The sequence below is a fragment of the Bdellovibrio bacteriovorus genome, from assembly GCF_041888015.1.
In the GTDB taxonomy this organism is placed as follows: Bacteria; Bdellovibrionota; Bdellovibrionia; order Bdellovibrionales; family Bdellovibrionaceae; genus Bdellovibrio.
Genome location: NZ_CP168968.1, coordinates 2,774,077 through 2,800,609 on the forward strand (window position 1 = coordinate 2,774,077; position 26,533 = coordinate 2,800,609).

A 26,533-nucleotide genomic window follows, 5' to 3' on the forward strand; every position below is an offset into this window, starting at 1 on the left:
CCCTTTTTTAATAGCTATCGATAGGCTTTTCCGCGCCCATTGGACCATATTTTCAGACTGGAAGGAGCGTTGACGCTCTGACTGACCGTCGAAGAGTAGCTCAACACACGACTGTTGATGTCTGTGTCACTCACCACATTTGAAAGGTAAACTCCGGAAATATCATTCCAGACACAGCCCGCAATCTGACTGCTGCCTCCGGGAATGATCTCAATCGCAATATCCGCGGGCACGGCCACTGACGTTGGAACCTCAATCGCTGCTCCGCCATTTCCGCCATTGTATCCATTGGTGTCAGTGTTGACGTTGCCGCCATCGTTCAAATCGGCCAAGCCTCCAGAGCCACCGCCACCACCGAAGTGACCGCCGCCCCCACCCCCCCCAAACTTGGTAGAGCATGCTCCTGCACCACCACCGAAGCCTGCACCAAAACCGCCGCGTCCGAAGTAAGCTTCACCGGGGTTGTTACCCAAACCTGAACCAATCAAACAACTGCTGCCACCTTGTCCAGCCGATCCATGAGTCGCTGCGATTCCATTGGAAGGAGAGTAGTCTCCGGCAGGAGTTGTGCCGGCAACTAATGAAGTGGCAAAAGCACCACCGGCTCCCCCAGTGTTGGCGCCGACCGTTCCAGACAAAGCTGCACTGGATGGACCTTCACCGGCACCGCCATTGCCGCCAGCTCCAACATCGGTGTTGTCCGTGCCACCACGACCGCCACCGCCGCCGCCACCATAAATCATTCCATTATTCAAGACGGTGACTTGCGCATAGATATCATCAATTTTTAAAGCCGTGCCCCCGTGCTGTCCCATACGTTGGGCACCGGTTGCTCCCGCTGCTGGCAATCCGCCAGCACCGAAGGCCCCAACGATCCAGCCGTTGTTGATCAAGCGCACACGCGCACCTGATGAAAGTGATCCTGTGCGCATCGCGGGAACTGCCGGGTCCGCACTGGAAACTTTGATTCCGGAATTAACTGTTACCACAAAAGTGCGACTGGAGGATGCCACCGCGCCACTGTACTGGCTGACGGCTTGAGAATAAATATTGTAGTTGGTCGTGTCTGTTGCGATAGCCGCCAGCACAACCGCGTCGGTGACACTGACATTCACGGTGGCAACCGTCGATTCATCCGCACCGCCACCATTATCTTTCAACTTCACCGTCACCACGGACGAAGTATCCAATCCGGCAGTTGCCGAAAGCTGAATTGTCAACGTACCATCCCCAGTGCGAGTCTGTGAACAATCTACGCTCAATCGTGTGGGATTCGAGTTGGTGCAAATCAACTGCACCTGCTGACTGTTTTCATTGGCCGGGCCAATATCCACGGTCAAACTAAAAGAAGAAGCCGTCGAACCACTGGGATTTAGCAGAATTTCATGACTCGTTGGAATCGCTGTGATCGCGGGAGCATCATTAACCGGGTTGACGATAAGAGCGATCTCTTGATGTTGCTGCTCTTGGGGATCCTGCTGATCACCCGGCCGCTGCATAAAAATGAAGGCTTTATGCAAAGCTGGGGGCTATGCCTGAAACAACGGCGTGCCCAAGCTCTGCTGATTCTTTTCATACTTCTGCAGTTGCCACAGTACTATATTCCCGGCGAAGCCGCCGTCACGGGCGAAGGCCGCATGTATGCCTTGATCATGTATGATGGCAGGACCCAGTGCCAACCTCACCTGACAATCTGGAAAAAATCCCAAACCAAGGAAGAACTGCCACTGGTGCCGCCTTGGTTGCTGACCAGAACCTCCTGCGATCCTTTGATCTTCTTAAGACTGACTGAAAAAGTCTGCGCCTGGAGCAAAGACGACCCGGAAGTTCTGCAGGTCGATCTGAATATTCCCATTCGCTATCAACGTCAGGAAGAATGGCATTCCCTTGTCGCCGTGACTGATGTCTGCAAAAAGCCGCTGACGTATTCGAACTTCTTCCCCAACTTCTGGATCAACAAACTGGAGCTGTGAAGGACCCAGCGTTAGGTAAAGCAAACACACTCAAGAAGAAATCAATTTTAAACAACATAGCCCGCAGCAAAACTGCATGTGTAACTTGGCAAAGGCTCTCTCGTGGTGCATAAGAAAATATGGAATCAATAGTAAGCTTGAGTCGGCAGGCACGATTTAAAATTCTAAGTGAAAATATCAGTGAGGCCATCGAGGAAGAGGGCTTTCTGGTCCGCCCCTACACTCACCCTACAATGCCCTTTTTCAACCGTCTTTCCACCGAAGAACAGGAACAGGCTCTTAAAGATCTGCTGGTTTACTATCAAGTCTGTATGGATGTGAAGTTCCAAGGTGACTCCCTGAAAGACACCCGCAAGTTCACAGAAAGAGCTTTGGCCCGCCTGAACAAACGAGCCGATCCCGAAATCATGGACAAGCTGCAGCCCCATCATCTGGTGGAAATCTACAATACCGCGAACACGCAGATCTTCCGCAGCCTTCCTTATTTTGAAGTGTGCAGTTATTCTCTTGAGGATATTTATTGCCGCAAATGGTTCCACCTGTATGAACGAAGCCCTGACGATCAGGGGCTTTTGGACAAGACCTTGGGGAACTTTTACAGCCACAATCCACTACGCACGATCGAGGTCACCGATCCGGAGCACCTCATTCGTGAAAAGGATTCTTTGGAGCGCATGGAGATTCTGACAAAGGTGTGGTGGATCAGCCCTCTGTTTTCAAACATCAAGGAAGACACATATCTGATGGCCGTGGAAACCAGCCGCCTGCCTTAGGGATTTTGGACTACTCTTCGTCTTGAGGGTCTTCCGGGGATGTTTGGGATGTTTTCAGCTCTTCCATCGCCATCTCGGCGCGGGTTTTATAACCCTTCTTGCTGTTGCAGTCTTTGCAGGACGGAACACAGTTGTTCTTGTTGGACTTCCCGCCGCGGGCGATCGGAATCAAGTGATCCATTGTGAGATCCGCTGGTTTAAAGCGCTCTCCACAATGATAGCACAGACCTTTTCCCAGCTCCTGCTTCCACCACTGGCTTTGACGAAGCTCTCGGGCTTTGGCTTTTTCGCGTTTTTGATGCTCTGGCGGAGCAGCTGAAAAGAAGTAATCCATGGAACCTTTATAGCTTAAGTCCAGTCTGGCCGCAAGAGCCCGGAAAACTGGACGATTCCACCGCCCGGAACATCTCAAATTTATGGGACTTTTTACCGATAAAGCCCTGTGAATATTGAAGGAGTGGGGTTCTATGTCTGTAAAAACCTTTAAAAAAGGCGAAGTGATCTATAAAGACGGCGATAAAATCACGGCTGTTTATTTGATCCAATCTGGTGGCGCGAATCAGTGCCTGATCCGCGGGAAAAAAACCATCGACCTTTTTCAAATCGGTTCGTCTCATATTCTGGGCGAACAAGTTATTCTGGGGCAAAGCACACATCCCACTGCGGCTGTTGCCACCACCGAAACCAAAGTTCTGGAAATCCCAGTTGAAACTTTGAAACAGCACTATGAAAGTGCGCCGCAAATGCTGAAAGTGATCATCAAATCTCTGGCAGACCGCCTGCGTCTGGCTGTAAATGATGTTCGCTCCAGCAAACTGGAAAAAGACTCCTCCCCGTGTCCGGAAGATCAAGTAGCCAAAGTTTATGGTTCGGTCTTCCATACGGCCAACCACAAAGGTGACCGCTCTCAACCTGGTCGTGTGGTGGTGGATTGGAATATGATGAAGCAATATTCCCAGCGCGTGATGGGCGAATCCCCAAAACGGCTGGAACAGGCCATCAATATTTTAGTGAAATTGAAGCTGGCTTTATATGAAATGGGCAAAGACCCAACCAATCCGGACGGACCGGAAGAAATTCAAAAAGTCCACTACCTGGATCTGTCTTTGGTGGAAAGCTTCTTTGAATTCTATCAGTACTACTATTTCAAAGGTGGTCGCTCCGACCTTCTGAAGGTCGATGAACTGTGCATGCAGATGCTTGGAGCCATCCTGAAAATGTCAGAAAACGAACAGCCCGACCGCTTCGGGATTGTGGGCGTGGACTTTGCGAAGTTCAGCGAATACTGCAAGGAAGAAATCGGCATCAATCTGAACAACGACCACTTCAACCGTCTTGAAGGCAAAGGCGTCTTCATGAAACGTAAAAATGGCGGAACCGGAGTTCAGCTGCAGTTTGAATCCAAAGAATTCCGCTCGATCCTGCAAAGCTGGAAAATGCTACGCGAGATTGAAAAGTGGAATGAAAAAGGCTTCGTCGACATGGACGAAAAAGAAGAAAAACCAAAGAAAAAATCCAGCGGACCCTCCTGCCCTGCTTGCAGTGCGGATGTTCAGGCTGGCGCCAAGTTCTGCCAAGAATGCGGCCATAAAATGACTGCGGCGGCCTAAAGATGAGTGAAGCGCTGGTCATCTTCAAAGCCATTCACGATGAAGCGAAAAAGCACGAGCTTTTGCAACAGCTTTTGAATTCTCAAGAGTTGATCAGCTTACGGGACAAGTATGATCGCACGATCGTACTTAAACCCATGGGTACCAACGACAAGCTGCAAATCAAATGTCACCCTCCAGAAACAACGGCGATGAACACACAGGACTCGGCCACTTTTACAGCCCACTTTTCTTTAAAAGGAGAAAAGTATCTGTTTGAAACCCATCCTGTGGTGAACGAACACAATATCACCCTGACGGTCCTGAATCTGTTCCATTTGCAAAGACGTAAAAACTATCGCTATGTGATTCCGGCAGACTACTCTGCTGAATTCGTGGTGACCTATCTGAATCAGGTGGTGTGCTCGCACACTTGTCGCCTGCTGGATCTGTCCACCGAAGGCTGTGCCGTCGAAATTGCACAAACCGCCGCAAGTCTGCATCTGGAAGACATGGTGCAAGCCGAAATCTTCCTGGGCGACCGCGAACCGATTCTGGTTCAGGGACTAATTAAAAATATTCGCATCAAGGATGACGACTTCCTGACGCTGGGAGTGGAATTCAACCATCTGGCCAACGCCAGCGAAGACCGCATCGTCAGTTCTTTGACAGATATGCAGAGAGAACTATATCTGCGCAAAGCGGGTTAAGAAACCCCCAGATACGCCCACAGGGAAATCCCTGATCCTAAAAAACCAAGAACGCACATGCCTGTAAAGAACACTCTTTGCAGGCTTTCTTTTTTCAGTACCAGGCTCATCGCCCCCAAGACCAGACATAACTGGAAAAACAAACTGGACATGTCAAAACGATCCCCGGCCTGCGACAGTACCGTCAGATGCTGCTCCATTTCTTGAGCCCCGACAATCTGCCCCAGTTTCCCGTCCAGATCCTGCACCCAATTTTCAGGACCCACCGTCTGCGACCCCTTCAGGATTTCATTTTTTTCTTTTTTATAGCGCAGGATTCTTTTCTGCAAGTTGGCAATATGACCATTCACAGCCACTTCGGCTTTGGGCTGAATTGCCCTGGCCTGCTTCAGACTTTCCAATAAAGACTTTTCGCCCTCGACCAGAGTTTCCTTGATACTTTTGGATTGGTACCACATATAGGCTGCGGCTTTTTCATTGGTGCCGATGATCTCATCATCACCGTATTTACCTGCAACCAGATCACTTACGGCCATGAGAGCGGCAAAAACAGCAATCACGACACCACAACGAACTTCAAAGCTGGAATTTCTATCTTCTGACATGCGACAGATTTTATAAACATTCTTCATTTGCCAGTCAACTGTGTGCCTCCATCAGCTTCGGCAAAATACAAAGATCTTATTTTTTGAAAGTCTCTATCCTATTCACACCAACAAAGGAGTTTTCCATGAAAGTCAGAGAGGTCATGCATAAGCAAGCCGACGTCATCAATCTGAACCACACGGTTCGTGAAGCCGCACAGATGATGGCGCGTGGCGACTACGGATGTCTTCCCGTCGAGGACAATGACAAGATGATCGGGATGATCACCGATCGCGACATCGCCGTGCGGGTGGTTGCCAAAGGGCTTGATCCCAACAACACCAAGGTCAGTGATTGCATGAGCCAGGGAATCAACTTCTGTTTTGAAGATGATGACTTGGATTCCGTCGGCACCCAGATGAGTTCTAAAAAAATCCGCCGTATGCCAGTGATCAACCAACAGAAACGACTGGTTGGAATGCTGAGCCTGGGGGACATCGCCAACAAAGGACGGGATCAAAAGCTGTCCCACAATATTCTTTCACATGTATCCCACTAAAAGAAAAAGGCCCGGTCACGGGCCTTTTAAAAGACTATTTCGATGGATAATAAAGCTTATTGTCCCACATGCCTTCATTGAAATACTGAATCGTGGCCTTCAATCTTTGCACCAACTGATCCCGGCGAACAGCGTCTGCCGGGGATGCTGACAAATCTTTTTCATGGGCCCGGTCCGTCATGGCAAACATCTGCGGTTCACCATGCCCCGGGGACCACAGCACCGAATAGTCTTTGCCAAACAGGATGTAACGTCCATCAATAAAGTTCACTGCGACCTTGTCACCAGGAACGAAAACAGAACTTCCGAGATAGTTCTGATCCTTATCCGCAATCCCCAGGAAATCCAAAACCGTCGGCAGAATATCAATCTGCTGAACCACCATTTGGGTATCCACGGCCGGAAGCTTGAAAGACGGATGATACAGCAGCAAAGGAATACGATAGTTCCCCTGCTCGTTCTGATATTCCGGACGATAGTGCATGGAAGTGTGATCCGCCGTAATCACAAACAATGTATTTTTAAACCAAGACTTTTGGGCGGCTTCCTCAAAGAACTTCTGCAAAGCATAGTCCGTGTATTCCACAGCCTTCAAAATAGGCAACGGGCCTTCCTGAAAACGATCTGTGTATTGTGGTGGCACTTTGAAGGGCTGATGAGAACTTAAAGTGAAAACCGAGGTCATAAACGGCTGAGGCATGTCATCCACTTGGGTCAACATCCATTGCAGGAAGGGCTCGTCCCAGATCCCCCATACACCGTCATCATCGGCGGCGTTGCCGTACTCACGGGCACCATAGTATTTTTCCACCCCTGCACTTTGCATAAAGGAATCAAAATACATGGTTCCGTTATGACCACCATGGAAGAAGCTGGAGGAAAACTTGTGCGGAGCCAGCAACGTCCCCAACCCCAGGAAATAGTTGGCCGTAAAGTGCGAGGATATAAACGGCTCATTCATCAATGCCGGAATGCCACCCATGATCGCCCCCACCCCTTCGATCGAGCGGCGTCCGTTGGCATAAGCATTTTCAAAACTCAGAGATTTACTTTTCAAAGAATCCAAAAACGGAGTGTAGGACTTTCCACCATGGACCGGTCCCATGTACTCTTCGCCGAAGCTTTCCAGAATAATGACGACAATATTCTGCGGCTTCTTAGCACGTTTTCCATCCAGTAAAGAACCCCGCAAGGACCCATTCAGCAACGACAGCATTTCGCCTTTGTCGTTAAAGTACTTTGCCTTGCTTAAGCCCTCGGCACCGTAACTTTTGATGAACGTGAAAGTGGAGTTTAAAACTAAATTATTTAACAACGGCGCCGTGAAAACGTTGGCATTGACGAAGTTAATCGGTTTCGCCTGCAAGCCCCCACGAATACCGATCACGCTGACTACCAGGGCCACGAAGCTCAAAAAGATGTGAGCTCCCCAGAGCTTGAATTTTCCGGACTTTTTTTCTGCCGTCCATACGACCGGGGATTCTGACAGGGCCACTTTGCGCACCACCACAACAAACAAAACCACCAACAGGGTGTTCACCACGAAAAGCAGCCAGTAACTGCTGACGAAGTTCCACATCTTCCCGGAAAGCTCGTTCATCAAAAACAGACTGTCATAAGTGAAACGACGCCCGACGAAGTTGATAAACTCCGTGTCCACCAAATTCAAAATCAGCAATGGCGCCTGTAAAAGACTGAAGGAAATCCAGGTAAAATGCCGCCACAGACGGTTCCAACTTTGTGGCCATGGGATCAAGGACAGTAAAATAAGCGGTGCCGCCAAAGTCAGCGTGGCCACCACGTCAAAACGCAACCCTACAATGAAAGACCACAAAAGATCCTGGGCAGGTTTGTTCTTGAAAAGACTCCAGTTCCAAATCAGGAACTCCATGCGGGCCAGGAAATAGAACAGCACAGCCACTAAAACCAGAGAGAAGATCTTAATAATTCGATGGGAGGGTCCAAACATGGGGATATAGTACACTGACGGATTGCATCATTCAATCTATCAGCACCTCCCTCTTTACCGAGAGGGCTCGCTCTGCTAGTTTCCCCTTCTATGACAGCAGAACAAATGAAAGAACGTTTAGAGAAGCATTATCCGGGTAGCACGATCGAAGTTTTCGATCTGACTGGCACTCAGGATCACTGGGAAGTATTTGTAGAAAGCTCTGTATTTGCGGGCATGACTCGCATCCAGCAGCACCAAAACGTGATGGCTTGCTTTGGTCCAGAATTGAAGACCGGCGAGGTTCACGCCCTTTCAATTAAGACTAAGATTAAATAATTAAAGAGGACCCGTAAAATGGCTACAACTCACGAGAGAATTGATCAGATTGTTAAAGGTAATAAAATCGTTTTGTTCATGAAAGGAACTCAGCAGTTCCCTATGTGCGGTTTCTCCGCTCGCGCTTGCGCGATCCTTCAGGACATGGGCGTTCAGTTCCACGATGTGAACGTTCTTGATGACGATGAAATCCGTCAAGGCATCAAAGAGTACGGCAACTGGCCGACAATTCCACAGCTTTACATCAACAAACAGTTGGTGGGCGGAAGCGATATCATGATGGAAATGTACCAGTCCGGCGAACTTCAGGAACTTCTGAAGTAATATGAGATGCAATGTCGCCCTGTGGGACCGCATTCTTAGGTTTCTATTCGGCGTGGGTTTAACTGCCTACGCCGTGGCCGGCGGTCCTTTCTGGGCGTACATTGGGGTCTATGGTCTTATCACGGCCGCTTGGGGCTTGTGTCCCGTCTATGCTTTCTTTAGAATCAGAACTTTGAAAGACTACCACCGACCGATCAACGAAGAATAGGAATGTTACTGCATGTCCACCACAGCTCTCCGCGAACTTGAAAACATCTTTAAAAAAGACCAAATCAAAACCGACGAAGAGAGTCTGAAATACTGGGGCAAAGACTGGACAACCTATTTCGACATCAAAGCCAGTGCCATTGTTTTCCCTCATTCCACCGCTGAAGTGGTTGCGCTGGTCAAATGGGCTCGTCAAAACAAAATCGCGCTGATCCCTTCTGGCGGTCGCACCGGTCTTTCCGGCGCTGCTGTAGCCACACAAGGCGAAGTCATTGTGTCCTTTGATCAAATGAACAAGGTCAAGGAATTCAATCCCGTGGATCAAACCGTGGTGATTGAGCCCGGCGTTGTGACCGAGGCTTTGCAGGAATTTGCTCACTCTAAGAATCTATTCTATCCCGTGGACTTCGCAGCCCGTGGGTCTTCCCAGATGGGCGGCAATATTGCCACCAACGCCGGCGGCATCAAAGTGGTCCGTTACGGTCTGACTCGTGACTGGGTCGCGGGGCTTACCGTCGTCACCGGCACAGGAGATGTGCTGGAGCTGAACAATGCGCTGGTGAAAAATGCGACGGGCTATGACCTGCGCCATCTGTTCATTGGCTCCGAAGGAACTTTGGGCTTTATCACGGAAGCCACCATCAAACTGGCTGCGGCACCTCCACCAATGAAAGTTTTGGTGATGGGTGTCAGTGGTCTGGACGCTGTGATGAAGATCTTTGCGGAATTCAAAACTAAAACCTCCCTGGTGGCGTTTGAGATGTTCTCGGACAAAGCCCTGAGCAAAGTTTTGGAAGGCACAGGCCTCAGCGCGCCTTTGGCAACCGAATGCCCGTTCTATGTTTTGGCCGAAGTTGAAACTCGCAACGAAGCCGACGAAGAGCATGCCCTCAGCGTATTTGAAAAGTCCCTGGAAGAAGGCTGGGTTTTGGATGGCGTGATTTCCCAATCCGACGTTCAAGCCAAAACTTTCTGGAGATACCGCGAAGACATTTCCGAGTCTTTGGCCAAGTACTCCCCTTACAAAAACGACATTGCTGTGGCGATCTCTAAAGTTCCGCCCTTCATGGAAGACCTGGACCAGGTCCTGTCCCAAGCCTACCCGACCTGGGAAGTGGTCTGGTTCGGCCATATCGGCGACGGCAACTTGCATATCAATATTCTGCGCCCACCGGGAATGAGCAAAGAAGAGTTCGTGAAAGAATGCCGCAAAGTGGACGTCTTGGTCTTCGATGCAGTTAAAAAGTACAAGGGCTCAATATCTGCCGAACACGGTGTGGGCCTGACCAAAAGATCGTTCCTGAACTATACGCGCTCTGAAGCGGAAATTGAGCTTATGCGCGGGATTAAGAAAGTCTTTGATCCAGACAACATCATCAACCCGGGTAAAGTGATCTAGACCTCACCTAAGACCTGCGACCATTGCTGCTTTCCAGTCTTCTGGTAGACTGGAAGGACAGTGCGTATATTCATATTATTTCTATTTTTATTGTGTGCTTCCTGTACCAAACCTCTGGGTGATGAAAACCCACTAGAGCAGCCGTCTTCGGAAGCTCCCGGTGAATTTGCCATCGCCTCGATTCAACGTGTGGAGCTTCAGCTTCTCGTTGCTTGGACCAGCTCCAAAGGCGCCAAGTCCTACGAGCTGAACTACGGCACAACCGCAGGCACCTATACTGAAACCATCACTGCCGCCAAGTCGCCTTTGGTCATTCAAGGCCTGACTCCTGGAACCACTTACTACTTCCGCATGAAGGCGATCAACAGTCTTGGCACAACCCTGTCCACTGCGGAAAAAAGTTATCCGTTCTTAGGCGCGCCCGGGGAATTCACGATCCTGACTGCCATTCCCGGCAATGGCAAAGTCACCCTGGCGTGGGACCTGAGCCCAGAGGCTTCTTCCTATGCAGTGATGTCGGGCCCCAGTGCCGACAATATCACCACTACCGTTGCCGCCAAAGCTCTGCCACCATTTGAAGTGACCTCTTTGACGAACGGGACCACTTACCACTTCAAAGTGGTCGCCACAAATCCGATTGGCAGCAGAGACTCCAGTAACACGATGAGTGCCACGCCGACACCTCCGCCATCGGTGCCGCTGAATCTCACAACCGGTCCGACTTCCAACTCGTGCACCTTGACTTGGGAGCCCCCAACCACAGGTGTTGCCCCGATTCTGTACACGGTCCGCCGCTGGACAGGCCCCGCAAGCAATGTGGTGGTCTGTGATAAAACTCCAGCCCCAACCTGTGCAGACACAGGTCGCCCGCCGGGCATGGCCGAATACACTGTGGAGGCTGAAAACTTTGGAGGGACAGGTCCCCAAACCAGTCGTGCTTCTTGTGCGATTGGCTTACCAGGAGACTTCCAGCTTCTTTCTGCAACCCCTGCCGACACCAAGGTGACACTGACTTGGCAACCAAGCGCTAATGCGACCTCCTACACTGTCAAATACGGAACAAGTTCTGACAACATCTCGACCGTGGCTTCGACAACGGCCTCATCACCTTACATCGTAAATTCTTTGCTGAATATGGTGCCTTATTACTTCTCTGTGACTGCCGTCAATGCGGTAGCAAGCAAAAGCGCCACAAACACCTTAACGGCCACTCCGAATATTCCTCCAAGCGCGCCACAAAATCCCAAAGTCAGCATTCCCGAGCAAGGCAAATGCACTTTGACGTGGGACACCCCCGCAAGCGGCGCCCCTCCTCTGACCTACACGGTAAGACGGGTTGTTAACGCCAGCGTCAATGTCGTAATCTGCGAGAACATTTCCACACGCACGTGCTCCGAGCCCGGACTGTCCAGCTCCACCTACAACTACACGATCGAAGCCGTCAACACTACGGGGACAAGCCCTGTAGCAGGTCCGATCGCCTGTGCCCTGGGCGCTCCGGGCACTGTCACTCTGAACAACGCAACCGCCGGCAACACAACGGCTGCCTTCTCCTGGTCCGGAGGCTCCGGCGCCAATTCGTTCACAGTTAGATATGGCACCACGAACCCACCCAATCAGTTTACCATTCCCAATGCCACGTCACCTTACACTATCACGGGCCTGAGCAATGGAGTTCTGTATTACTATACAGTCGATGCCATCAATGCCTACACGACGACGACTCCGACGGCCAAATCGGTCACACCCGTCAGTAACAAGCCCACTCTAACTTGGCTTGGCGTGCTGTCCACGACCGCGGTAACCACCGAAAGCACTCTACAAAGAAAATTCAGAATTGCAGATCCTGACCCTGAAGACACTGTGGATTGCGCCAGCTCATTAAGCGCCTCGTCCTCAGACCCATCCATTATCCCAAATGAAAATATTACTTTCGGGGGCAGTGGCACCCAATGCTCTGTCTCAATAACACCGGCAGCGGGAACTTCAGGCAACGCTACCGTGACCATCTCTGTGACTGATGGGCATGCGCCGTTGACTGTTCCTCTCAAGGTGTATCGCCTGCCATCACCACAAAGAATCTATTCCTGGAAAAGGTATGGCTCCTACAACGGCCCTGCTATCCGTATCCGCCGTGCCAGTGATAATGCCGAGGCTGATATCTATTTTGACTCAAATGGTGTCATCAATAAGTTGGACTTTGATACTTTCCGCAACGGTACAAATCCATTCTTGGTGAAATGGTATGATCAAAGTGGCAACAATCAACATGCCACACAAACCACTCTATCGAAGCAGCCGTATCTTACGCTAACCGGGACTGGCGCCTATCTACTAATAGTTAATGCCGATGGAGTGGACGACACATTGACCGTTCCTAACTTCCCTATCGCTGCAAACACGACAACTTACCTGAACTTCAAACAGACACAGCGGACAAATGTAAGCGACATCTTCTCTTACGGTGACAGAACTTTGGGATCTTACTCAGGGTTCCATCTGACAAAATCTAGCGGCAACACTGGTGCCTGGGTCGCAAGCAGCGCAGCAAGCATCAATACGATGGAGAACACCAATGGCGTCAACAGTGATGCTACAGAACGCGGGCTCGCTCTGGTAATGGGATCTGCCCCACTAAAACGGGACTTCATATCTGCGACCACTTCCACGATCAACAGATACCCAGGATCTCCGACTCAATACCTTGCACCTGCCGCAGGCACCCCTCTTTATGTGTTCTCGGGGGGCACTACGGGAGGCACCTCACCAATCTTAGGAGCGGCTAAGGAAATTCTGATCTTTGATCAGGAACTCGTCAACGAACAGATCAGCGCCCTAGCCACTCAGAACAACTAGGGCTCAGGAACGCTAATACACCACACGTGTGCGGATGGAACGGGACAGCTTCTCGATATCTGCCGCCAGTGTGTGGGCGTGGGATGAATGAACATCCATCACCAGATAACCGATTTTTTCATCGGTCGACAGATACTGCCCTTCGATGTTGGCTCCGGCTTTGGAAATCAAACCGTTGATTTCACCCAAGACACCCGGCTCGTTCTTATGCACATTCAAAATGCGGGACGTCCCCTGCTTCACTGGCAAATCCACATTCGGGAAATTCACCGCCCCCGGGGATGAGCCGATTTTCAAATAACGACGGAAGCTTTCAGCCACCTCAAGACCGATGGCATACTGTGCTTCCTCGGTGCTTCCGGCAATATGCGGGGTCAGAATGACATTCGGCAGGCCCTGCAGTGGGGATTTGAACTTTTCTTTGTTCGAAGCAGGCTCTTCAGGGAACACGTCAATGGCACAACCGGCAATGTGCTTTTCTTTCAGAGCCCTGACCAGATCCTCTATCACCACCACCGTACCGCGGCTGGCGTTGATCAGGAAGCTGCCTTTTTTCATCAACGAAAGCTCACGGGTGCCAATCATATCTTTGGTTTCCGGAGTTTCAGGCACATGCAAAGTTACGAAATCCGAGGAACGCAAAAGCTCGTCCAAAGAGGGCGTCATCGTGGCGTTACCCAAAGGAAGCTTCTTCAACACGTCATAGAATAAAACTTTTAGACCCATGGATTCTGCCAGGATACTGACCTGACTGCCAATGTGACCGTACCCGACAATCCCCAATGTTTTGCCACGCACCTCATGTGAGCCCACTGCGGACTTCACCCACTCACCCATGTGTGCCTGTGTGTTACGGTCCCCCAGTTGACGGGACAGGGAAATCATTTCAGCAATCACCAGCTCGGCCACAGAACGGGTGTTCGAATGAGGAGCATTGAAGACAGGAACACCCTTTTCCCGCGCTTTCAGCAGATCCACCTGATTGGTGCCAATACAGAAGCAACCGATTGTCACCAGATGTTTGTTCGCTTCAAGCACCTTCGCTGTGATTTCCGTCTTGGAACGAATGCCCAGAACTTCGTAATTTGGCAGCAGTTGCAGCAGCTCTTCTTCCGAAGGAGAGTGCGTAATCAAATCGACCTTGTACCCTTCTTCCTCGAGTCTTTGCTTAGCCACTGCGTGAATATTTTCAACCAACAAAATTCTTTGAGCGCTCATCGGGCCTCCACTCTAAAAATGGTACTCCCGTTCACGGTCTTCGTCACTATTCGCAGTGACGAGGCGTGCTAATGATGGTCAAATAAGTCGTCTCGGGTATGCTGGAGTCTATGACATCAACTCGAGTATTTTCTCTACTTATCGTGGATGACGATCCATTGATTCATCAGTCCCTAAAGCTAGCTCTGCCAAATCATTGGAAGGTATTTTCCGCCCAAACTTTGGAAGCCATTCAATACGAGCGCTTCTATCATGCTGCCTTTGTGGATATGCATTTGGAACCGGGCTCTACCAAAGCCGTGGGACCTTCTGTGATTGAAAAGCTGGTAAAGCACAACAATCAACTGGAAGTTGTGGCCATGTCGGGCGACCTCAGTCGCACGTTGATGGAAAGCTGCCTTAAAGCTGGCGCGCAACGTTTTCTAGCCAAACCTCTGATGCCGGAAGAAATTCTTCTGGTGCTGGAAAAGATCGAGGCTCTTTGGGACCTGCGCAGCGTGGATCCGGCAGCCAACCGCAAGACCACTCGCTGGGTGGGTACTTCCGCCGCGTCCTTGAAAATTAAGAAGCGTATTGCAGACCTGCGTGGCGAAACCAGTCCGGTTCTGATTGAGGGCGAAACTGGTTGCGGTAAGGAAGTTGTTTCCAGACTTCTGCATGAACAAGAGGGCGATCGCCCGTTCATCGCCGTCAACGTCGCCAGCATTCCCGACAACTTGTTTGAGTCAGAAATGTTTGGTCATGTGAAAGGCGCCTTCACGGGGGCTGATCAAAACAAGGTCGGCTTGACCGAAGCCGCCCATGGTGGAGACCTGTTCCTGGATGAAATTGAAGCCCTGCCACTGACTCAACAAGCGAAACTTCTGCGTTTCCTGGAAACTGGCGAGGTTCGCAAGGTCGGCGCCAAAGAAAGCACACAGGTCAAAACACGTGTGATTGTTGCCAGCAATAAGTCGCTGGAAAAAATGGTCGCTGCCGGAGAGTTCCGCGAAGATCTTCTTTACCGTCTGGCATCCCAGCGTATCGAGCTGACTCCGCTGCGTGAACGCTTGGAGGACATCACCGAGCTTGCCAAACATTTCCTGGATGCTGAGCGCCCGCGCCGCAACAAGTCCTTCACGGACGATGGCATTGAGGCACTTAAAAAATACAACTGGCCCGGAAATGTGCGCGAACTAAAGCGTGTGTGTGAACAACTAAGCCTGACGTCCCCCCTGCCATTCATTCGTGGCGAGGACGTGACCGCTTGGCTGAAGCCAGCGGCGACTCCGACCGGAGCACCATCTTACACTGTAATTGATTTCAACAAGGGTCTGAACACCTTGGTTGAGGAATTTGAAGCGCATGTGATTCGCACTTGCATCAAGCAAGCCAGCGACATCGAAGACGCCGCGCGAGTTTTGAAAGTCTCTCGCTCAAATCTTTATAAAAAAATCAAAGACTACAAAATTGAAGAGGAACCTTCTTAATGGATTTTTTTGATTTCGATCTTCCCATTCGTATCGCCATGCCGACGGCCTGGGAAAGCCATATCTATCGCCAAACGGTACTGATTGTCCTGTCCATCATCTTTGCCTCTGCCTTTATCATTTTCTGGTTCCGTAAAAAGAATTACTACTTCGTTCAATCCTGGGCCAGTATCAAATCCTGGCTGGTGGCAGCGCCATTGATGTTCTTGGCAATGGGGATGCCCGAGCCGTGGCCGCTGGTGGCCTTGACCGCCTTGGCCATCTTAGGGGCCAAGATCTTTTTCCAGATCATGGGAATGTTCCATCGCAGTTACTTTGTTTTGATTTGTTATGCGGGGATCATCGGGCTGGGGATTTGCGCCTGGTATGACCGGCTGGATATCTACAATGCCATGCCGATGATGGTGTTGGGAGTGACCTGCTTGGTTCCGTTAGCGCGCAACTCTTACAAGCGCATGATTCAGTATATTTCTTTGACCTTGCTGGCTTTCATTTTCTTAGGTTGGTCGTTCATGCACCTGGGTCTGATCATGAAGTTCCCGAACGGGGTCTTCCAAGTGATGTATTTGATCATCCTGACCGAGTTCTGCGACAACACCAACTTGGCGGTCAGCCGTTACATCGGTGGATGGAAATTGTTCCCAGGCATCAATCCGCGCCGTACTGTGGGCAGTACCGTGGTGTCGATGCTTTTGACTTTGTTCCTGGCAGGCTCCATGCGCTTCTTGTTGCCGGATGGATCTGAAAAATACTGGCTGGCTTCCGGCCTTGTGGCTTCCATGGGTGGCTTTATCGGAGATCTGGTCATGACAGCCGTTCGTCGTGATGCCGGAATGAAAACAGTGGGTCCGTTCATCATCGGCCGCGGGGACTTCCTGCACCGCATGGATCGCCTGATCTTTGTTGCGCCTATTTATTACTACGTTATGACGGTCATTCTATGAAGGATTGGAACTACGAAAACGAACAGTGGACCAAGCTTCCCACTTACCTGAAGCACTTGCCGCTTTTCACACGCCACATTGACCTGTTCAGTGTGTGCATGCGCTTTTTGTGGTCGCTGATTCTTAAGAATATTCTTTATAAGTTCTATATCCGTCTTGAAGTCAAAGGAACTCCTTTTGCCGAGATCTACAGAACCCAGCCCAAACTGATCATCATCAGCAATCACGCCAGTCACTTGGATGCGGTTTCCATAGCGGCTTCCATTCCCCGCCGTTACTGGTTGAATCTTTATATCGCCGCTGCCAAGGATTACTTCTTTAGCAATCCCCTGTTCATGTTTTTTTCCCAGCACTGCTTGGGAGCCATCCCGATTGATCGCAAAGACCGCAAAGGCGAAGCCATCAATCTGATTCTGAAGCTTCTGACGGAACTGCCGCGCATGTGGCTGATCATCTTCCCCGAAGGCACTCGTTCCAAAGATGGTAAGATTCAAGAATTCAAACGAGGCGTTTCCATCTTTTCGGAGCGCACACAAACCCCTTTGTTATTCACCTACCTGGACGGAGTGATGGAACTTTGGCCCAAGGGACAAAGCATGCCCCGCCCGGGGAAACTGATCCTGCACGTTGGTCCAGTTCATCCCCCAGGCCCCATCCAAGAGGTGTATGCTGCTTACAAGAGCTGGGTGATGACCATCAACCCTGACGCCTTCCCAGCCGTCACTACGGAGGAAACACCTCATGAGTAACGAACTGCAAATCGAAAACAAGAATTTGAAAATCGGCCCTTACGAAGTCTGTCCTGTTCCTACGGGTCTTTTTGGCTTGGACGGCGGCGCAATGTTCGGCACAGTTCCCAAGGTTCTGTGGGAGCGCAGCAACCCGCCTGACGAAAAGAACCGCATCTCTATGGAGGCCCGCGGTTTGCTATTGAAATCTCCTGGTTGCAATATCCTGATTGATACGGGCAATGGTGGCGACTTCGTTGCAAAATACGGCGAAAAGCTGGGTGGAAAATTCGCAGAGCTGTTCAATATTCACAGCGACGGCCCATCCCTGTTAAAATCCCTGGATCATCATCACATCAAACCTGAAGACATCCACCATGTGATTTTGACTCACCTGCATTTCGATCACGCTGGCGGCGGCACCACGGAAAAAGATGGCAAGCTCGTTCCGACTTTCCCGAACGCCAAATACTGGATTCAAAAAGCCAACCTTGAGACCGCCTCCAAGCCCAACATGCGCGAAAGAGCCAGCTACTATCCCGCGAACTTCCAACCTTTGATGGACGCAGGGGTTCTGAATATCATGAACGGTGCTCAAGATAACTTCCTGCCAGGTGTTTCCTCCATCATCAGCGATGGTCATACCCAAGGTCAGCAAGTGATCAAAGTTACCGATGGCAGCACCACTTTGCTGTATTGTGGAGACATGGTTCCCACCAGCACTCACGTGAAACTGCCTTGGGTTATGGGTTACGACCTGCACCCGCTGACTCTGATCGAGGAAAAGACAAAGTATCTTAGTGAAGCTGCGGACCATTCATGGTATCTTTTCTTTGAGCACGATCCTTACTGTGATGCGGCTCTGATCGAACGCAGCGGGAATGATTTCGCCGTTCAAAAAAGATTCTGGCTGTAGGGCACTCATGTTAAAAAGACTGTGGAGCGTACTTAAAGACACCCTTCAACAAATGCGCGACGGCGAATTGCAACTGGTTGCCGCTTCGTTGTCTTTCTCCACAGCTTTAGCCCTAGTTCCCTTCATCGCCGTTGTTCTGGCAACCTTTCAGTCTATCGGGGGCCTGGAAGCCCTGTATCCCAAAGTCGAAGCCCTACTGCTTTCAAACATGAAGGAAGCCGCCGGAAGTGGCTTTACCAAAATGATGAAAGTGGTCTTGAAAAATGTGAACGCCGGAAAGCTGGGAACAGCCGGTGCGGTATTCCTGTTCATCACGTCGATCCGCCTGATGCATGATATGGAAGTCGGTATTCACCGTGTCTGGAACCAGCGAAACACCAGACCGTTTTACAAACGTCTGATCTATCACTGGTCTCTGGTTCTGGCGATCCCGGTTTTTCTGGCGATCTATGTGGGCTTTACTTCTCTGGAACAATTTGAATTCGTTCACCGCGTGATCCCGGCTTCAGTTTCCAACTCTTTGGTTTTGGTCGGCACGTTGTTCTTAGTTTACAAGATGGTTCCGGATGTCCAAGTTCGAACCCGAGCCGCTGTCATAAGTGCGATTCTGGCTTCCATCAGTTTGTTCCTGGTTCATAAAGGTTATGTTCTCTTGGCCAAAAAATTCTTTGCCTATAATAAGCTTTATGGCTCTTTTGCAGCGCTGCCGCTGTTACTGCTGTGGATTCTAACCCTGTGGTATGTGATTTTGGGTGGCGTTGCTTTGTGTGCAAGTCTGCAAAAACGACACATCGCATAACGCATCATGGCGATATATATCTATTTGAAATTATTGATTAATTTAAGAAAATGGTGATTCCGGTACGACTCGAACGTACGACCCTCTCCTTAGAAGGGAGATGCTCTATCCAGCTGAGCTACGGAACCACGGTATCACGCTGAGTGAATCTTTCTTATAGGGGCAGAAGTCCCCGATTTCAAGAATTTATTTGGTCCCTAGGCTCATTTAAGGGGGCCCTGCCCGTGCTGTCGGCAATCCGACAGGTGCCGGGGCACCGACAAAGTCGCTGCCGAGATCCCGGCAACTCGATAGCTCATCTTGAATCTATTCATTTTAAAAACGCTAGTGGGTTGGCATTACCAGTGCAATCTCTAAAGGCATCTAATGAACGAAAGGTGCCTTCAAATGAAAACAGCCACTAAACTTCTTATTGCTTCCTCGATGACAGCCCTGCTTAGCTCCACTGCGTCGGCCAATGTTCTGTATGTCAAAACAACAGCGGATGAAGTTCCCGGCTCTTTGCGCGACACCGTAGCCAAGGCTCAACCGGGTGATACCGTCGTCATTGGCAGCCACCTTCGCACCTTAAAGTTGAACTATGAAATTCTGATCGACAAAGATCTTACGATTCAGTCTACAAGCATGAACCCATCCAACCAGCGCCCCACTGTGGATGCTCAGGGAATGGATCGCATCTTCAAAATTTCCCATGAAAAGATTAAAGTGGAAATTGCGGGTCTTAATCTGATCAACGGCGTAAGGGCACGAAAAGATCCCAACGGAAACGGCTCTCCCAGCGAGAATAATGACTTTGGCGGTGCTATCTACATCTGGGGCCCCCAGGCTCAAGTCTATATTCACGACACCGACTTTATCGGTAATCATGCTCCGGCGGGTGGCGCTCTCGCAGCTCAAGGCCCCATGCTCCCCGCCCCTCAAAAAATTATTTTGCGTAACACCGTCTTTAAAAATAATGAGGCGGACGGAAACGGTGGAGCAATTTTCACGCTGTGGTCTTTCTTGAAAATCTATGACAGCCAACTATCCAATAACAATGCCGCGTTCGGAGGCGCCATTTCTCCTAGTTATGGATGCACCAATATCTACAACTCTCATTTCACGCTAAATCAAGCACGTTTCAGTGGGGGGGCTATCGAAAATCGCAGCGTGATTAAAATGGAAAACTCTTTGATCCAGCACAATCGCGCCGAACGATACAACGGCGGTTTAGGAGCTGCCTATCTTATGAAATTTAAAGGAAACACAGTGACCGACAATGAAGCTGCATCCAGCAATGACATCGGAGCCATTATCTGGATGAACAGCCAAGGGCAGAACTCTCTTGGCGAAGTCGAGCTAAACAATGACCCTAATGCGACCCTTCATTTCGAAAACAGCGATGTAATCAGATCTGTCGCCAACCCAACAGACCTGAATAGAGTTTCTGAAATCCCTTATGCTCTTCCTCCCTGCGCTCAAGAGGACTAAGTAAAAAAGAGCGTGACGGGGCTACCGCAAGATTTCACTATAAAGGAATGACACACCATCAGGATATTCAGGACATCAATGCCGAACGATCTGCCAAATCAGGAGCCTCGGGGCTCCTGGAAAGTTTCCTTCGCAAATTTCGCCAGGTAGCCTATCTGGTGGCCATCATCCCAGTGCTGTTGGCCTACGTCATCTGCCTGGGGATTTCGCTGGCTCCGGGAGTTTATCTTTTCCGCTGGGTTTCCATCCAAAGTGCCACATACTCGGATCTTTACCAGGCCCTGCTGCTGGGACTTGCCATCGCTGGCGGCTTTGTCGCCTTTATTCTGACTCTGATTGTGGTGGTGCCGATTCTGAATGCTCCGGCTTTGCCATTTATCAAACCTTATCGAGGTCCCTGGTTTTCGCTGGAGTCCATCCCTTGGTTCTATCACAATGCTTTGACCTACCTGGTCCGCTACACGGTTTTGGATTTTATCACTCCGACTCCATTGAATATCTTTTTCTTCCGCGCCATGGGCATGAAGGTTGGCAAAGGCAGCATGATCAACTCCTCTAACATCTCGGATCCGGCCCTGATTCAACTGGGCGACTATGTCACTATTGGTGGTTCTGCTTATTTGATGGCTCACTATGGAATGAAGGGTTACCTTATCATTGATCACCTTAAAATCGGCGCCGGAGCCACGGTCGGTCTGGCTGCGAAAGTCCTTGGAGGAGTCGAGATCGGACGTCGTGCGACCGTAGCACCCAACGCCACGGTCTTCCCTAAAACTGTGATCAAAGAAATGGAAAAGTTCGGTGTTCCTGAAAAAACTCAGGTCACTGACTGACCTGGATTTGGGAGGATCTGTGAAAAAGTCCATTCTGACAGCCCTCTTGGCGACGTTGATGGCATCTCCATCTCAAAGCAAGGAGAAGACTATGCAGACGTCCTCTGAAATGCAACTTCTGGAAGCCACTCAAAACCACAACGTCGAGAAAGTTCGCAGCCTGCTGAAACAGAAAATCAAAATCGACGAAAAGGATTCCCAGGGACGAACGGCCCTGCTGGTTGCCACGCGCAACAATGACATTGAAATCGCCAGACTTCTGATCGAGGCCGGAGCCGACGTGAATGTGCAAGATCAGATTCAGGACAGCCCCCTGCTGTATGCCGGAGCGGCAGGACGACTGGAGATTTTAAAACTGATTCTTAAAGCCAAGCCAAACTTCAAGATTTACAATCGCTTTGGCGGCACAGCTCTGATTCCGGCGGCAGAAAAAGGTCACGTCGAAGTCGTCAAAGAACTGCTCAAAACTTCTATCAACATCAATCACGTAAATAATCTGGGATGGACGGCGCTGATGGAAGCTGTCGTTTTAAGTGACGGCGGCCCTGTCCATCAGGAAATCATCCGCCTTCTGGTAGCGGCCGGAGCCGATGTGAACATTCCTGACAGGGATAAAGTCACAGCCCTGACACACGCCAGGAAAAAAGGATTCAAAGAAATCGTGACGATTCTGGAAAAAGCCGGCGCTCGATAGCTCTATCTGCGCTCTTTGTAAATCTGCTCGGCAAAACGAATTGCTGACATATTTTCTTCATTTTCAAGGCCTGCTGTCGGCGGCGCCAGCAAGAAAGTATGCATCAAACAACGAGGCGCCCAGACCTGAACGTGATTGTAGGGTTTGGCGACTTCGACAATTCCCCCTTGGGAAAGAACACGCTTTTCATGTTCCTGGGGAGTAAGCTCTCCGAACACCACGGCCATAACAACATCTTTCGTGGCTTGCAAGACGCCCACCTTCCAGTCCCGCAGACCTTCAAACACCGGCCCGAAGTACGGCGCCACAAAACCACTGTGTTCCGGATAGATCAAGCCAACCGCCGCAAAGCTCTGCTTAAAGTCAGAACGCATCTGAGGTGAAAACTTGGCAAAGAAAACATCTCCGAAGTGCAGTCCTGGACTGTCCGCCAAAAGAGTTTTCTGACTTGCCTGAGAAAAGGCGTCCGCGATGTTATGGGAATGCACCAAAGACCCAATCGCACCTGCAGAAGCTCCCCACAAAGTCACATCGTTGAATCCGTGAAAGTTCAAAATCTTTCGTTCTCGAAGATAGTTTAAAGATTTAAGAATATTGGTGTACCCCACATGCCATGTCTGGCGGGAGGAGTGCTCTGCATATCGCGCCACATGTCGGCCTGAAAAGACATCTCCGGTACAATAAGGGAAATAAAGAGCCGTATGATCAATCCACGGATGGGATGCTGATTCTGCCGTCAGATAACTGAAGGCCGGGACTGCGGGGATTTTGTAGATCCAGGTTTTTCTGTCCAGACCGTGACAGGTGGATTCGGACCAGCAAGCTCCGCCCCCCATAAATTCAATCAGGATTTTATCTTTACGACGCTGGTCCAGAAAAACCGAGTACGGACTGCCATCACCACAATAGGCTCCGGGAATCTGAATTCTTTCCCAGGAACGCGCAAAAGCTTGCACGGAAATCAACAAGGACAACAAGACAACAACGATCTTCATGAAAAACCCCTAGTACTAAAATGCTAAGAGTTTACCGACATTCGATAAATCAAAATCACAAGAAGATCCGCAATACACGCCCTTGGTTTCGTGTTCCCCTGAAACTTTCGATCACTCCAGCAGTTTCACCTGCTCTTTTACCAAGGATTTTTTTCTGTTGTCCAAAGTTCGCCGCACCGCTTGGCATAGCGCCCGAATAGCATAAGCCTTAAAATCATCCGCCGGATCACAGGCATCTTCAAAAACCACTTCAATACTTTCCAGATAATTGCAGATTTCCTCCAAAGAAGGATCTTCACCAGATCTGGATAAGATCGTGTCTGAGATCGAAAGCGCATGCCACCATCTTTCCCAATTTTCCACTTTGCTGGTTTCTTCTGCCTGCAATTCCTTTTTCATTCCCCTGTTTCTTTCTGGCTCACAGATCAAATAGCTAGGCCCAACAGCCCTAACTGCAGTCTGTTCAAATATATTTTTGTAAAGAATAGACACTGACGAGGAAAGACCAGCAAAAGTTTAGATCTTCCCGAGGAAACTACTCCGAGACGGACAAATTGAAACAAGAAAAATAATTGTGTTGGATGGTATTGAACGCGAACATAGAATCACCATAGCACAGTGATAAGAATATGTCCACCCGACAAGACCTCATCTATGGGCTTGTCGGAGACGGCACATTCACCAATCGCCCTGCTCCAAGCTGATTCAGACGATCTGAGCCCCAGCAATGCAAAATTCCGCTCACAGTGATACCACAACCATGATAGCGGCCTACAGAAATTGCACTGTATTTATCCACTGAAGACACGGCGACAGGCGAAGCTTGCGTCACCTGCTGACCATTTCCAAGCTGCCCATCAGCACCCGAGCCCCAACAACGAATATCCTGAGTACTGGTCAAAGCACATTTATGACCAAAGCCCACTCCCAGCGCCTGATGAGTAAACCCAGGGTCCGCGGGCAAAGCAGTGAAGGAGCTAGGATAAGAACCCGCCGACCAGCAGTTAAAGACACCCGCCTGGTTTTTTGCACAGAAGTTGTTGCCACTGCGACTTAGTGATTCGTAAACAGTTCCGGCATCAACATCCCCAGGAACAAAATGCGAAGCTCCGCCCCAACACTTCAAGGCACCAGCTTCCGTCAATGCACAAGCTGCCTTACCACCCGACACCACGACATCCCTAAACAAGTCCGTGGAATCCACAAACTGAGGAATGTTCCCAGTATCTGTTGTGCCATTCCCCAACTGCCCCACGTCGTTCAATCCCCAACACATAAGCTTCTTTTGATCAGTCAGTGCACAGGAGCTGTCATTGCCTGCAGAAACTTTGATAAACTTCTCTGCACTGTCCACGGCTTTCGGAGTCGAGCGATGCGTGGTACTGCCGTCCCCTAGACGATGGCTGGTCCCATTGGCACCCCAGCATTTCAAAACACCATCCACTGTGATTCCACAGGTGTGATAGTTCCCCGGAGAAACGGCCTTGTACTTGATGCCACGATCCACTTCCACCGGAAAAGATTTGGTAATAGTCGATTTATCCCCGACCTGCCCATTTCCGTTATTTCCCCAGCACTTCAAAACTCCTGTCGTCGTAATTCCACAGACATGATAAAGAATTCCGGCATCCATCAGTTGATATTTTTCTCCACCATCAACGACGATAGGAACGGAGCGCACCGACGCCATCCCGTCACCATTTTGGCCGCTGCCATTTTCACCCCAACAGAACATCACCCCGTGACTTTGAATACCACACGTGCCCACAGGCCCGGCGGAAACCGCCAGATAACTGACATCAGATACCTGGGCAGGTGCCAACATTTTGGAAGTTGAATTCAGTCCCAGCTCCCCATAATCGCCACCACCCCAGCACTTAAGACGGCTGTCCGTTTTGGTGATCGCACAAGTGTGGGAAGCCCCTGCACTGACTGAAGAATACGTGGCTTCCGTATCAATCAACGTCACAGCATTGTTGCCAACTCCAAGGCCATCCCCGACCTGGCCCGACGTGTTTAAGCCCCAGCACTTCAACTTATCACCCACGGTGATTGCACACGTGTGACTGTTCCCCGCTGAAACCTGACGATACTCAACCCCCGCATCAACGGTTGTTATTGCCACTGGTGAAGCACCCGTTCCCAAGGCCTGCAATGAACTGTTGGTTCCCCAGCATTTCAATTCATTATCTTCCGTAATGCCACAACTGTGGTAAGCCCCCGCCGTCACATCTTTATAAAGAACTCCCGCATCCAGTTCGGTGGGCGCAAAAGTGCTGGCACTGGTACTGCCCGTTCCCATTTGAGCATAGTCATTCTTACCCCAGCATTTCAGAACACCAGCCACAGTAATGCCACAGGCATGAGATGTGCCTCGCGTAATTTTCTTATATAAAACCGGAGCATCCACTTCTGCCAAAGCCGCACCCGCGCCCCAGCATTTAACAACTCCGCCCTGTGTGATCGCACAGGCCGCAGTGGTTCCCAACTCGACGTCTTTGTAAAGGACTCCGCTATCCACCACAGCAGGCTTTTTCCGTGCGGGCCCAGGTGCTCCCATTTGCAAAGCGGCATTATCTCCCCAGCACTTTAAAGCCCCGGCCGTGGAAATACCACAGGCGAAATCACCACCCCTACTGACTTTGACAAAAGTATCATCCTGTACCGGATCAAGAATAAATCGACGTGTCACCTGCTGCTTGAAAAAGGATGGATAGCCGATAACTTCCTTCAAGGCCACTTGCAGAGTTTTCGAGCCCACGGAAGAACCATAGTAGTCATAAGTGATTCTTCCTTCCGTACTGCCTGCAGGAATCATAACCACACCTTCTTGTAGACTGTGGTTCACTGCATATTGAGCCGTGCTAAGTTCCGGAATCAGTGTATAACGAACATAGATATTCGTCGGACTTGCAGAAGCCATTGTTACTACAAACTCCTGCTTGGAGGTCTGAGCGGTTTTCATCTGCATATCAGAAGATTTTAAAAACGATATTTCCGCAGGCGGATAGTCCGCATAGAAACTTTCGTCTTTGGAAAGTGATGGCAGTTGCTGACTCAGATCCTCAAATGAAGCTTCCAGGGAACACGCCCCCAAAGCCAGACCTGCGCTCAGATAAAGCAAAATACGAAAAAACGTTCTCATATTCAACTCATCGGACGGAGTATATTTTGACAGGAGTCAGACTCGCAAATAACTGTTCGC

Annotated in this window: 26 protein-coding genes and 1 tRNA gene; 18 read left to right on the top strand and 9 right to left on the bottom strand. The window is 50.1% G+C overall.

The features are described from left to right. Positions 1–14 precede the first annotated feature (14 nt). Positions 15–1,499 (bottom strand): hypothetical protein, encoded by a 1,485-nt coding sequence (locus ACES2G_RS13275; RefSeq protein WP_374000462.1) that lies wholly within the window; start codon positions 1,497–1,499, stop codon positions 15–17. Between the two features lie 15 nt (positions 1,500–1,514). On the opposite strand from ACES2G_RS13275, the gene ACES2G_RS13280 reads away from it, so the two are divergent. Continuing rightward, complete coding sequence (locus ACES2G_RS13280; protein WP_374000463.1) at positions 1,515–1,973, top strand: hypothetical protein; 459 nt, start codon at positions 1,515–1,517, stop codon at positions 1,971–1,973. 119 nt (positions 1,974–2,092) lie between these two features. Next, a complete protein-coding gene (locus ACES2G_RS13285; RefSeq protein ID WP_347359686.1) occupies positions 2,093–2,746 on the top strand; it encodes a hypothetical protein in 654 nt (217 codons plus the stop codon). Between the two features lie 10 nt (positions 2,747–2,756). On the opposite strand, the gene ACES2G_RS13290 is transcribed toward ACES2G_RS13285, so the two are convergent. After that, positions 2,757–3,080 (bottom strand): HNH endonuclease, encoded by a 324-nt coding sequence (locus ACES2G_RS13290; protein ID WP_347359685.1) that lies wholly within the window; start codon positions 3,078–3,080, stop codon positions 2,757–2,759. 133 nt (positions 3,081–3,213) lie between these two features. Here ACES2G_RS13290 and ACES2G_RS13295 point away from each other — a divergent pair, with 133 nt between their 5' ends. After that, on the top strand, positions 3,214–4,356 hold the full coding sequence (locus ACES2G_RS13295; protein ID WP_374000464.1) for a cyclic nucleotide-binding domain-containing protein: 1,143 nt from the start codon (positions 3,214–3,216) through the stop codon (positions 4,354–4,356). Between the two features lie 2 nt (positions 4,357–4,358). Next, positions 4,359–5,045, top strand: coding sequence for a PilZ domain-containing protein (locus ACES2G_RS13300; RefSeq protein WP_374000465.1), 687 nt, complete (start codon positions 4,359–4,361; stop codon positions 5,043–5,045). Here the strand turns inward: ACES2G_RS13300 and ACES2G_RS13305 are convergent. Then, a complete protein-coding gene (locus tag ACES2G_RS13305; protein ID WP_374000466.1) occupies positions 5,042–5,677 on the bottom strand; it encodes a DUF4337 domain-containing protein in 636 nt (211 codons plus the stop codon). The genes ACES2G_RS13300 and ACES2G_RS13305 overlap by 4 nt on opposite strands. A gap of 98 nt (positions 5,678–5,775) precedes the next feature. On the opposite strand from ACES2G_RS13305, the gene ACES2G_RS13310 reads away from it, so the two are divergent. Next, positions 5,776–6,189 (top strand): CBS domain-containing protein, encoded by a 414-nt coding sequence (locus ACES2G_RS13310; protein ID WP_374000467.1) that lies wholly within the window; start codon positions 5,776–5,778, stop codon positions 6,187–6,189. A gap of 34 nt (positions 6,190–6,223) precedes the next feature. Here ACES2G_RS13310 and ACES2G_RS13315 read toward each other — a convergent pair whose 3' ends face one another. After that, a complete protein-coding gene (locus tag ACES2G_RS13315) occupies positions 6,224–8,158 on the bottom strand; it encodes an LTA synthase family protein (RefSeq protein WP_374000468.1) in 1,935 nt (644 codons plus the stop codon). A 105-nt stretch (positions 8,159–8,263) separates the two neighbouring features. On the opposite strand from ACES2G_RS13315, the gene ACES2G_RS13320 reads away from it, so the two are divergent. Genes ACES2G_RS13320 through ACES2G_RS13340 form a run of 5 tightly spaced genes read left to right on the top strand, consistent with a single transcriptional unit; the run spans position 8,264 to position 13,262 of the window. Further along, positions 8,264–8,476, top strand: coding sequence for a BolA/IbaG family iron-sulfur metabolism protein (locus ACES2G_RS13320; protein ID WP_374000469.1), 213 nt, complete (start codon positions 8,264–8,266; stop codon positions 8,474–8,476). An 18-nt stretch (positions 8,477–8,494) separates the two neighbouring features. Continuing rightward, positions 8,495–8,800, top strand: a complete 306-nt coding sequence (grxD, locus tag ACES2G_RS13325) for a Grx4 family monothiol glutaredoxin (protein WP_374000470.1) — start codon at positions 8,495–8,497, stop codon at positions 8,798–8,800. 1 nt (position 8,801) lies between these two features. Continuing rightward, the gene (locus ACES2G_RS13330) at positions 8,802–9,008 is read left to right on the top strand and encodes a DUF2892 domain-containing protein (protein ID WP_011165270.1); all 207 of its coding nucleotides are present in this window, start codon (positions 8,802–8,804) and stop codon (positions 9,006–9,008) included. Between the two features lie 12 nt (positions 9,009–9,020). Further along, positions 9,021–10,406, top strand: coding sequence for an FAD-binding oxidoreductase (locus tag ACES2G_RS13335; RefSeq protein ID WP_347357677.1), 1,386 nt, complete (start codon positions 9,021–9,023; stop codon positions 10,404–10,406). Positions 10,407–10,466: 60 nt separating this feature from the next. Further along, on the top strand, positions 10,467–13,262 hold the full coding sequence (locus tag ACES2G_RS13340; protein ID WP_374000471.1) for a fibronectin type III domain-containing protein: 2,796 nt from the start codon (positions 10,467–10,469) through the stop codon (positions 13,260–13,262). A gap of 12 nt (positions 13,263–13,274) precedes the next feature. On the opposite strand, the gene serA is transcribed toward ACES2G_RS13340, so the two are convergent. Then, positions 13,275–14,480, bottom strand: a complete 1,206-nt coding sequence (gene serA / locus ACES2G_RS13345; RefSeq protein WP_347357679.1) for a phosphoglycerate dehydrogenase — start codon at positions 14,478–14,480, stop codon at positions 13,275–13,277. Positions 14,481–14,590: 110 nt separating this feature from the next. On the opposite strand from serA, the gene ACES2G_RS13350 reads away from it, so the two are divergent. The 5 genes from ACES2G_RS13350 to ACES2G_RS13370 are packed head-to-tail and all read left to right on the top strand — an operon-like array spanning position 14,591 to position 19,336. Then, entirely contained in the window at positions 14,591–15,949 is a 1,359-nt protein-coding gene (locus tag ACES2G_RS13350) for a sigma-54 dependent transcriptional regulator (RefSeq protein ID WP_347357680.1), read from the top strand. Continuing rightward, positions 15,949–16,893 carry a phosphatidate cytidylyltransferase gene (locus tag ACES2G_RS13355; RefSeq protein WP_347357681.1) on the top strand — a complete coding sequence of 315 codons (945 nt, stop codon included), beginning with the start codon at positions 15,949–15,951 and terminating at the stop codon, positions 16,891–16,893. The genes ACES2G_RS13350 and ACES2G_RS13355 overlap by 1 nt, the downstream gene beginning before the upstream one ends. Next, positions 16,890–17,642 carry a lysophospholipid acyltransferase family protein gene (locus ACES2G_RS13360; protein ID WP_347357682.1) on the top strand — a complete coding sequence of 251 codons (753 nt, stop codon included), beginning with the start codon at positions 16,890–16,892 and terminating at the stop codon, positions 17,640–17,642. Before ACES2G_RS13355 ends, ACES2G_RS13360 begins: the two co-directional genes overlap by 4 nt. Next, entirely contained in the window at positions 17,635–18,537 is a 903-nt protein-coding gene (locus ACES2G_RS13365; RefSeq protein WP_347357683.1) for an MBL fold metallo-hydrolase, read from the top strand. The genes ACES2G_RS13360 and ACES2G_RS13365 overlap by 8 nt, the downstream gene beginning before the upstream one ends. Before the next feature lie 7 nt (positions 18,538–18,544). Next, complete coding sequence (locus ACES2G_RS13370; RefSeq protein WP_347357684.1) at positions 18,545–19,336, top strand: YihY/virulence factor BrkB family protein; 792 nt, start codon at positions 18,545–18,547, stop codon at positions 19,334–19,336. A gap of 51 nt (positions 19,337–19,387) precedes the next feature. Here ACES2G_RS13370 and ACES2G_RS13375 read toward each other — a convergent pair. Then, positions 19,388–19,464 (bottom strand) — tRNA-Arg (locus ACES2G_RS13375). 259 nt (positions 19,465–19,723) lie between these two features. Here ACES2G_RS13375 and ACES2G_RS13380 point away from each other — a divergent pair. The 3 genes from ACES2G_RS13380 to ACES2G_RS13390 are packed head-to-tail and all read left to right on the top strand — an operon-like array spanning position 19,724 to position 22,333. Beyond that, positions 19,724–20,806, top strand: a complete 1,083-nt coding sequence (locus ACES2G_RS13380; protein ID WP_347357685.1) for a hypothetical protein — start codon at positions 19,724–19,726, stop codon at positions 20,804–20,806. Between the two features lie 47 nt (positions 20,807–20,853). Next, a complete protein-coding gene (locus ACES2G_RS13385) occupies positions 20,854–21,639 on the top strand; it encodes a hypothetical protein (RefSeq protein ID WP_374000472.1) in 786 nt (261 codons plus the stop codon). Between the two features lie 19 nt (positions 21,640–21,658). Next, positions 21,659–22,333 carry an ankyrin repeat domain-containing protein gene (locus ACES2G_RS13390; protein ID WP_347357687.1) on the top strand — a complete coding sequence of 225 codons (675 nt, stop codon included), beginning with the start codon at positions 21,659–21,661 and terminating at the stop codon, positions 22,331–22,333. A gap of 2 nt (positions 22,334–22,335) precedes the next feature. On the opposite strand, the gene ACES2G_RS13395 is transcribed toward ACES2G_RS13390, so the two are convergent. The 3 genes from ACES2G_RS13395 to ACES2G_RS13405 form a co-directional block, all read right to left on the bottom strand. Next, the gene (locus ACES2G_RS13395; protein ID WP_347357688.1) at positions 22,336–23,328 is read right to left on the bottom strand and encodes a pectin acetylesterase-family hydrolase; all 993 of its coding nucleotides are present in this window, start codon (positions 23,326–23,328) and stop codon (positions 22,336–22,338) included. Between the two features lie 111 nt (positions 23,329–23,439). Beyond that, entirely contained in the window at positions 23,440–23,727 is a 288-nt protein-coding gene (locus tag ACES2G_RS13400) for a hypothetical protein (RefSeq protein WP_347357689.1), read from the bottom strand. Positions 23,728–23,980: 253 nt separating this feature from the next. Further along, on the bottom strand, positions 23,981–26,473 hold the full coding sequence (locus ACES2G_RS13405) for a hypothetical protein (protein ID WP_347357690.1): 2,493 nt from the start codon (positions 26,471–26,473) through the stop codon (positions 23,981–23,983). Positions 26,474–26,533: the final 60 nt, after the last annotated feature.

What these genes read in the sequence shown, in the direction of transcription:
- ACES2G_RS13285 (WP_347359686.1), top strand. Translation starts at nt 2,093, where the DNA reads ATGGAATCAATAGTAAGCTTGAGTCGGCAGGCACGATTTAAAATTCTA.
- ACES2G_RS13330 (WP_011165270.1), top strand. Translation starts at nt 8,802, where the DNA reads ATGAGATGCAATGTCGCCCTGTGGGACCGCATTCTTAGGTTTCTATTC.
- ACES2G_RS13350 (WP_347357680.1), top strand. Translation starts at nt 14,591, where the DNA reads ATGACATCAACTCGAGTATTTTCTCTACTTATCGTGGATGACGATCCA.
- ACES2G_RS13395 (WP_347357688.1), bottom strand. Translation starts at nt 23,328, where the DNA reads ATGAAGATCGTTGTTGTCTTGTTGTCCTTGTTGATTTCCGTGCAAGCT.
- ACES2G_RS13405 (WP_347357690.1), bottom strand. Translation starts at nt 26,473, where the DNA reads ATGAGAACGTTTTTTCGTATTTTGCTTTATCTGAGCGCAGGTCTGGCT.
- grxD (WP_374000470.1), top strand. Translation starts at nt 8,495, where the DNA reads ATGGCTACAACTCACGAGAGAATTGATCAGATTGTTAAAGGTAATAAA.
- ACES2G_RS13310 (WP_374000467.1), top strand. Translation starts at nt 5,776, where the DNA reads ATGAAAGTCAGAGAGGTCATGCATAAGCAAGCCGACGTCATCAATCTG.
- ACES2G_RS13360 (WP_347357682.1), top strand. Translation starts at nt 16,890, where the DNA reads ATGAAGGATTGGAACTACGAAAACGAACAGTGGACCAAGCTTCCCACT.
- ACES2G_RS13275 (WP_374000462.1), bottom strand. Translation starts at nt 1,499, where the DNA reads ATGCAGCGGCCGGGTGATCAGCAGGATCCCCAAGAGCAGCAACATCAA.
- ACES2G_RS13300 (WP_374000465.1), top strand. Translation starts at nt 4,359, where the DNA reads ATGAGTGAAGCGCTGGTCATCTTCAAAGCCATTCACGATGAAGCGAAA.
- serA (WP_347357679.1), bottom strand. Translation starts at nt 14,480, where the DNA reads ATGAGCGCTCAAAGAATTTTGTTGGTTGAAAATATTCACGCAGTGGCT.
- ACES2G_RS13280 (WP_374000463.1), top strand. Translation starts at nt 1,515, where the DNA reads ATGCAAAGCTGGGGGCTATGCCTGAAACAACGGCGTGCCCAAGCTCTG.
- ACES2G_RS13380 (WP_347357685.1), top strand. Translation starts at nt 19,724, where the DNA reads ATGAAAACAGCCACTAAACTTCTTATTGCTTCCTCGATGACAGCCCTG.
- ACES2G_RS13385 (WP_374000472.1), top strand. Translation starts at nt 20,854, where the DNA reads ATGACACACCATCAGGATATTCAGGACATCAATGCCGAACGATCTGCC.
- ACES2G_RS13305 (WP_374000466.1), bottom strand. Translation starts at nt 5,677, where the DNA reads ATGAAGAATGTTTATAAAATCTGTCGCATGTCAGAAGATAGAAATTCC.
- ACES2G_RS13295 (WP_374000464.1), top strand. Translation starts at nt 3,214, where the DNA reads ATGTCTGTAAAAACCTTTAAAAAAGGCGAAGTGATCTATAAAGACGGC.
- ACES2G_RS13320 (WP_374000469.1), top strand. Translation starts at nt 8,264, where the DNA reads ATGAAAGAACGTTTAGAGAAGCATTATCCGGGTAGCACGATCGAAGTT.
- ACES2G_RS13290 (WP_347359685.1), bottom strand. Translation starts at nt 3,080, where the DNA reads ATGGATTACTTCTTTTCAGCTGCTCCGCCAGAGCATCAAAAACGCGAA.
- ACES2G_RS13370 (WP_347357684.1), top strand. Translation starts at nt 18,545, where the DNA reads ATGTTAAAAAGACTGTGGAGCGTACTTAAAGACACCCTTCAACAAATG.
- ACES2G_RS13365 (WP_347357683.1), top strand. Translation starts at nt 17,635, where the DNA reads ATGAGTAACGAACTGCAAATCGAAAACAAGAATTTGAAAATCGGCCCT.
- ACES2G_RS13335 (WP_347357677.1), top strand. Translation starts at nt 9,021, where the DNA reads ATGTCCACCACAGCTCTCCGCGAACTTGAAAACATCTTTAAAAAAGAC.
- ACES2G_RS13400 (WP_347357689.1), bottom strand. Translation starts at nt 23,727, where the DNA reads ATGAAAAAGGAATTGCAGGCAGAAGAAACCAGCAAAGTGGAAAATTGG.
- ACES2G_RS13315 (WP_374000468.1), bottom strand. Translation starts at nt 8,158, where the DNA reads ATGTTTGGACCCTCCCATCGAATTATTAAGATCTTCTCTCTGGTTTTA.
- ACES2G_RS13355 (WP_347357681.1), top strand. Translation starts at nt 15,949, where the DNA reads ATGGATTTTTTTGATTTCGATCTTCCCATTCGTATCGCCATGCCGACG.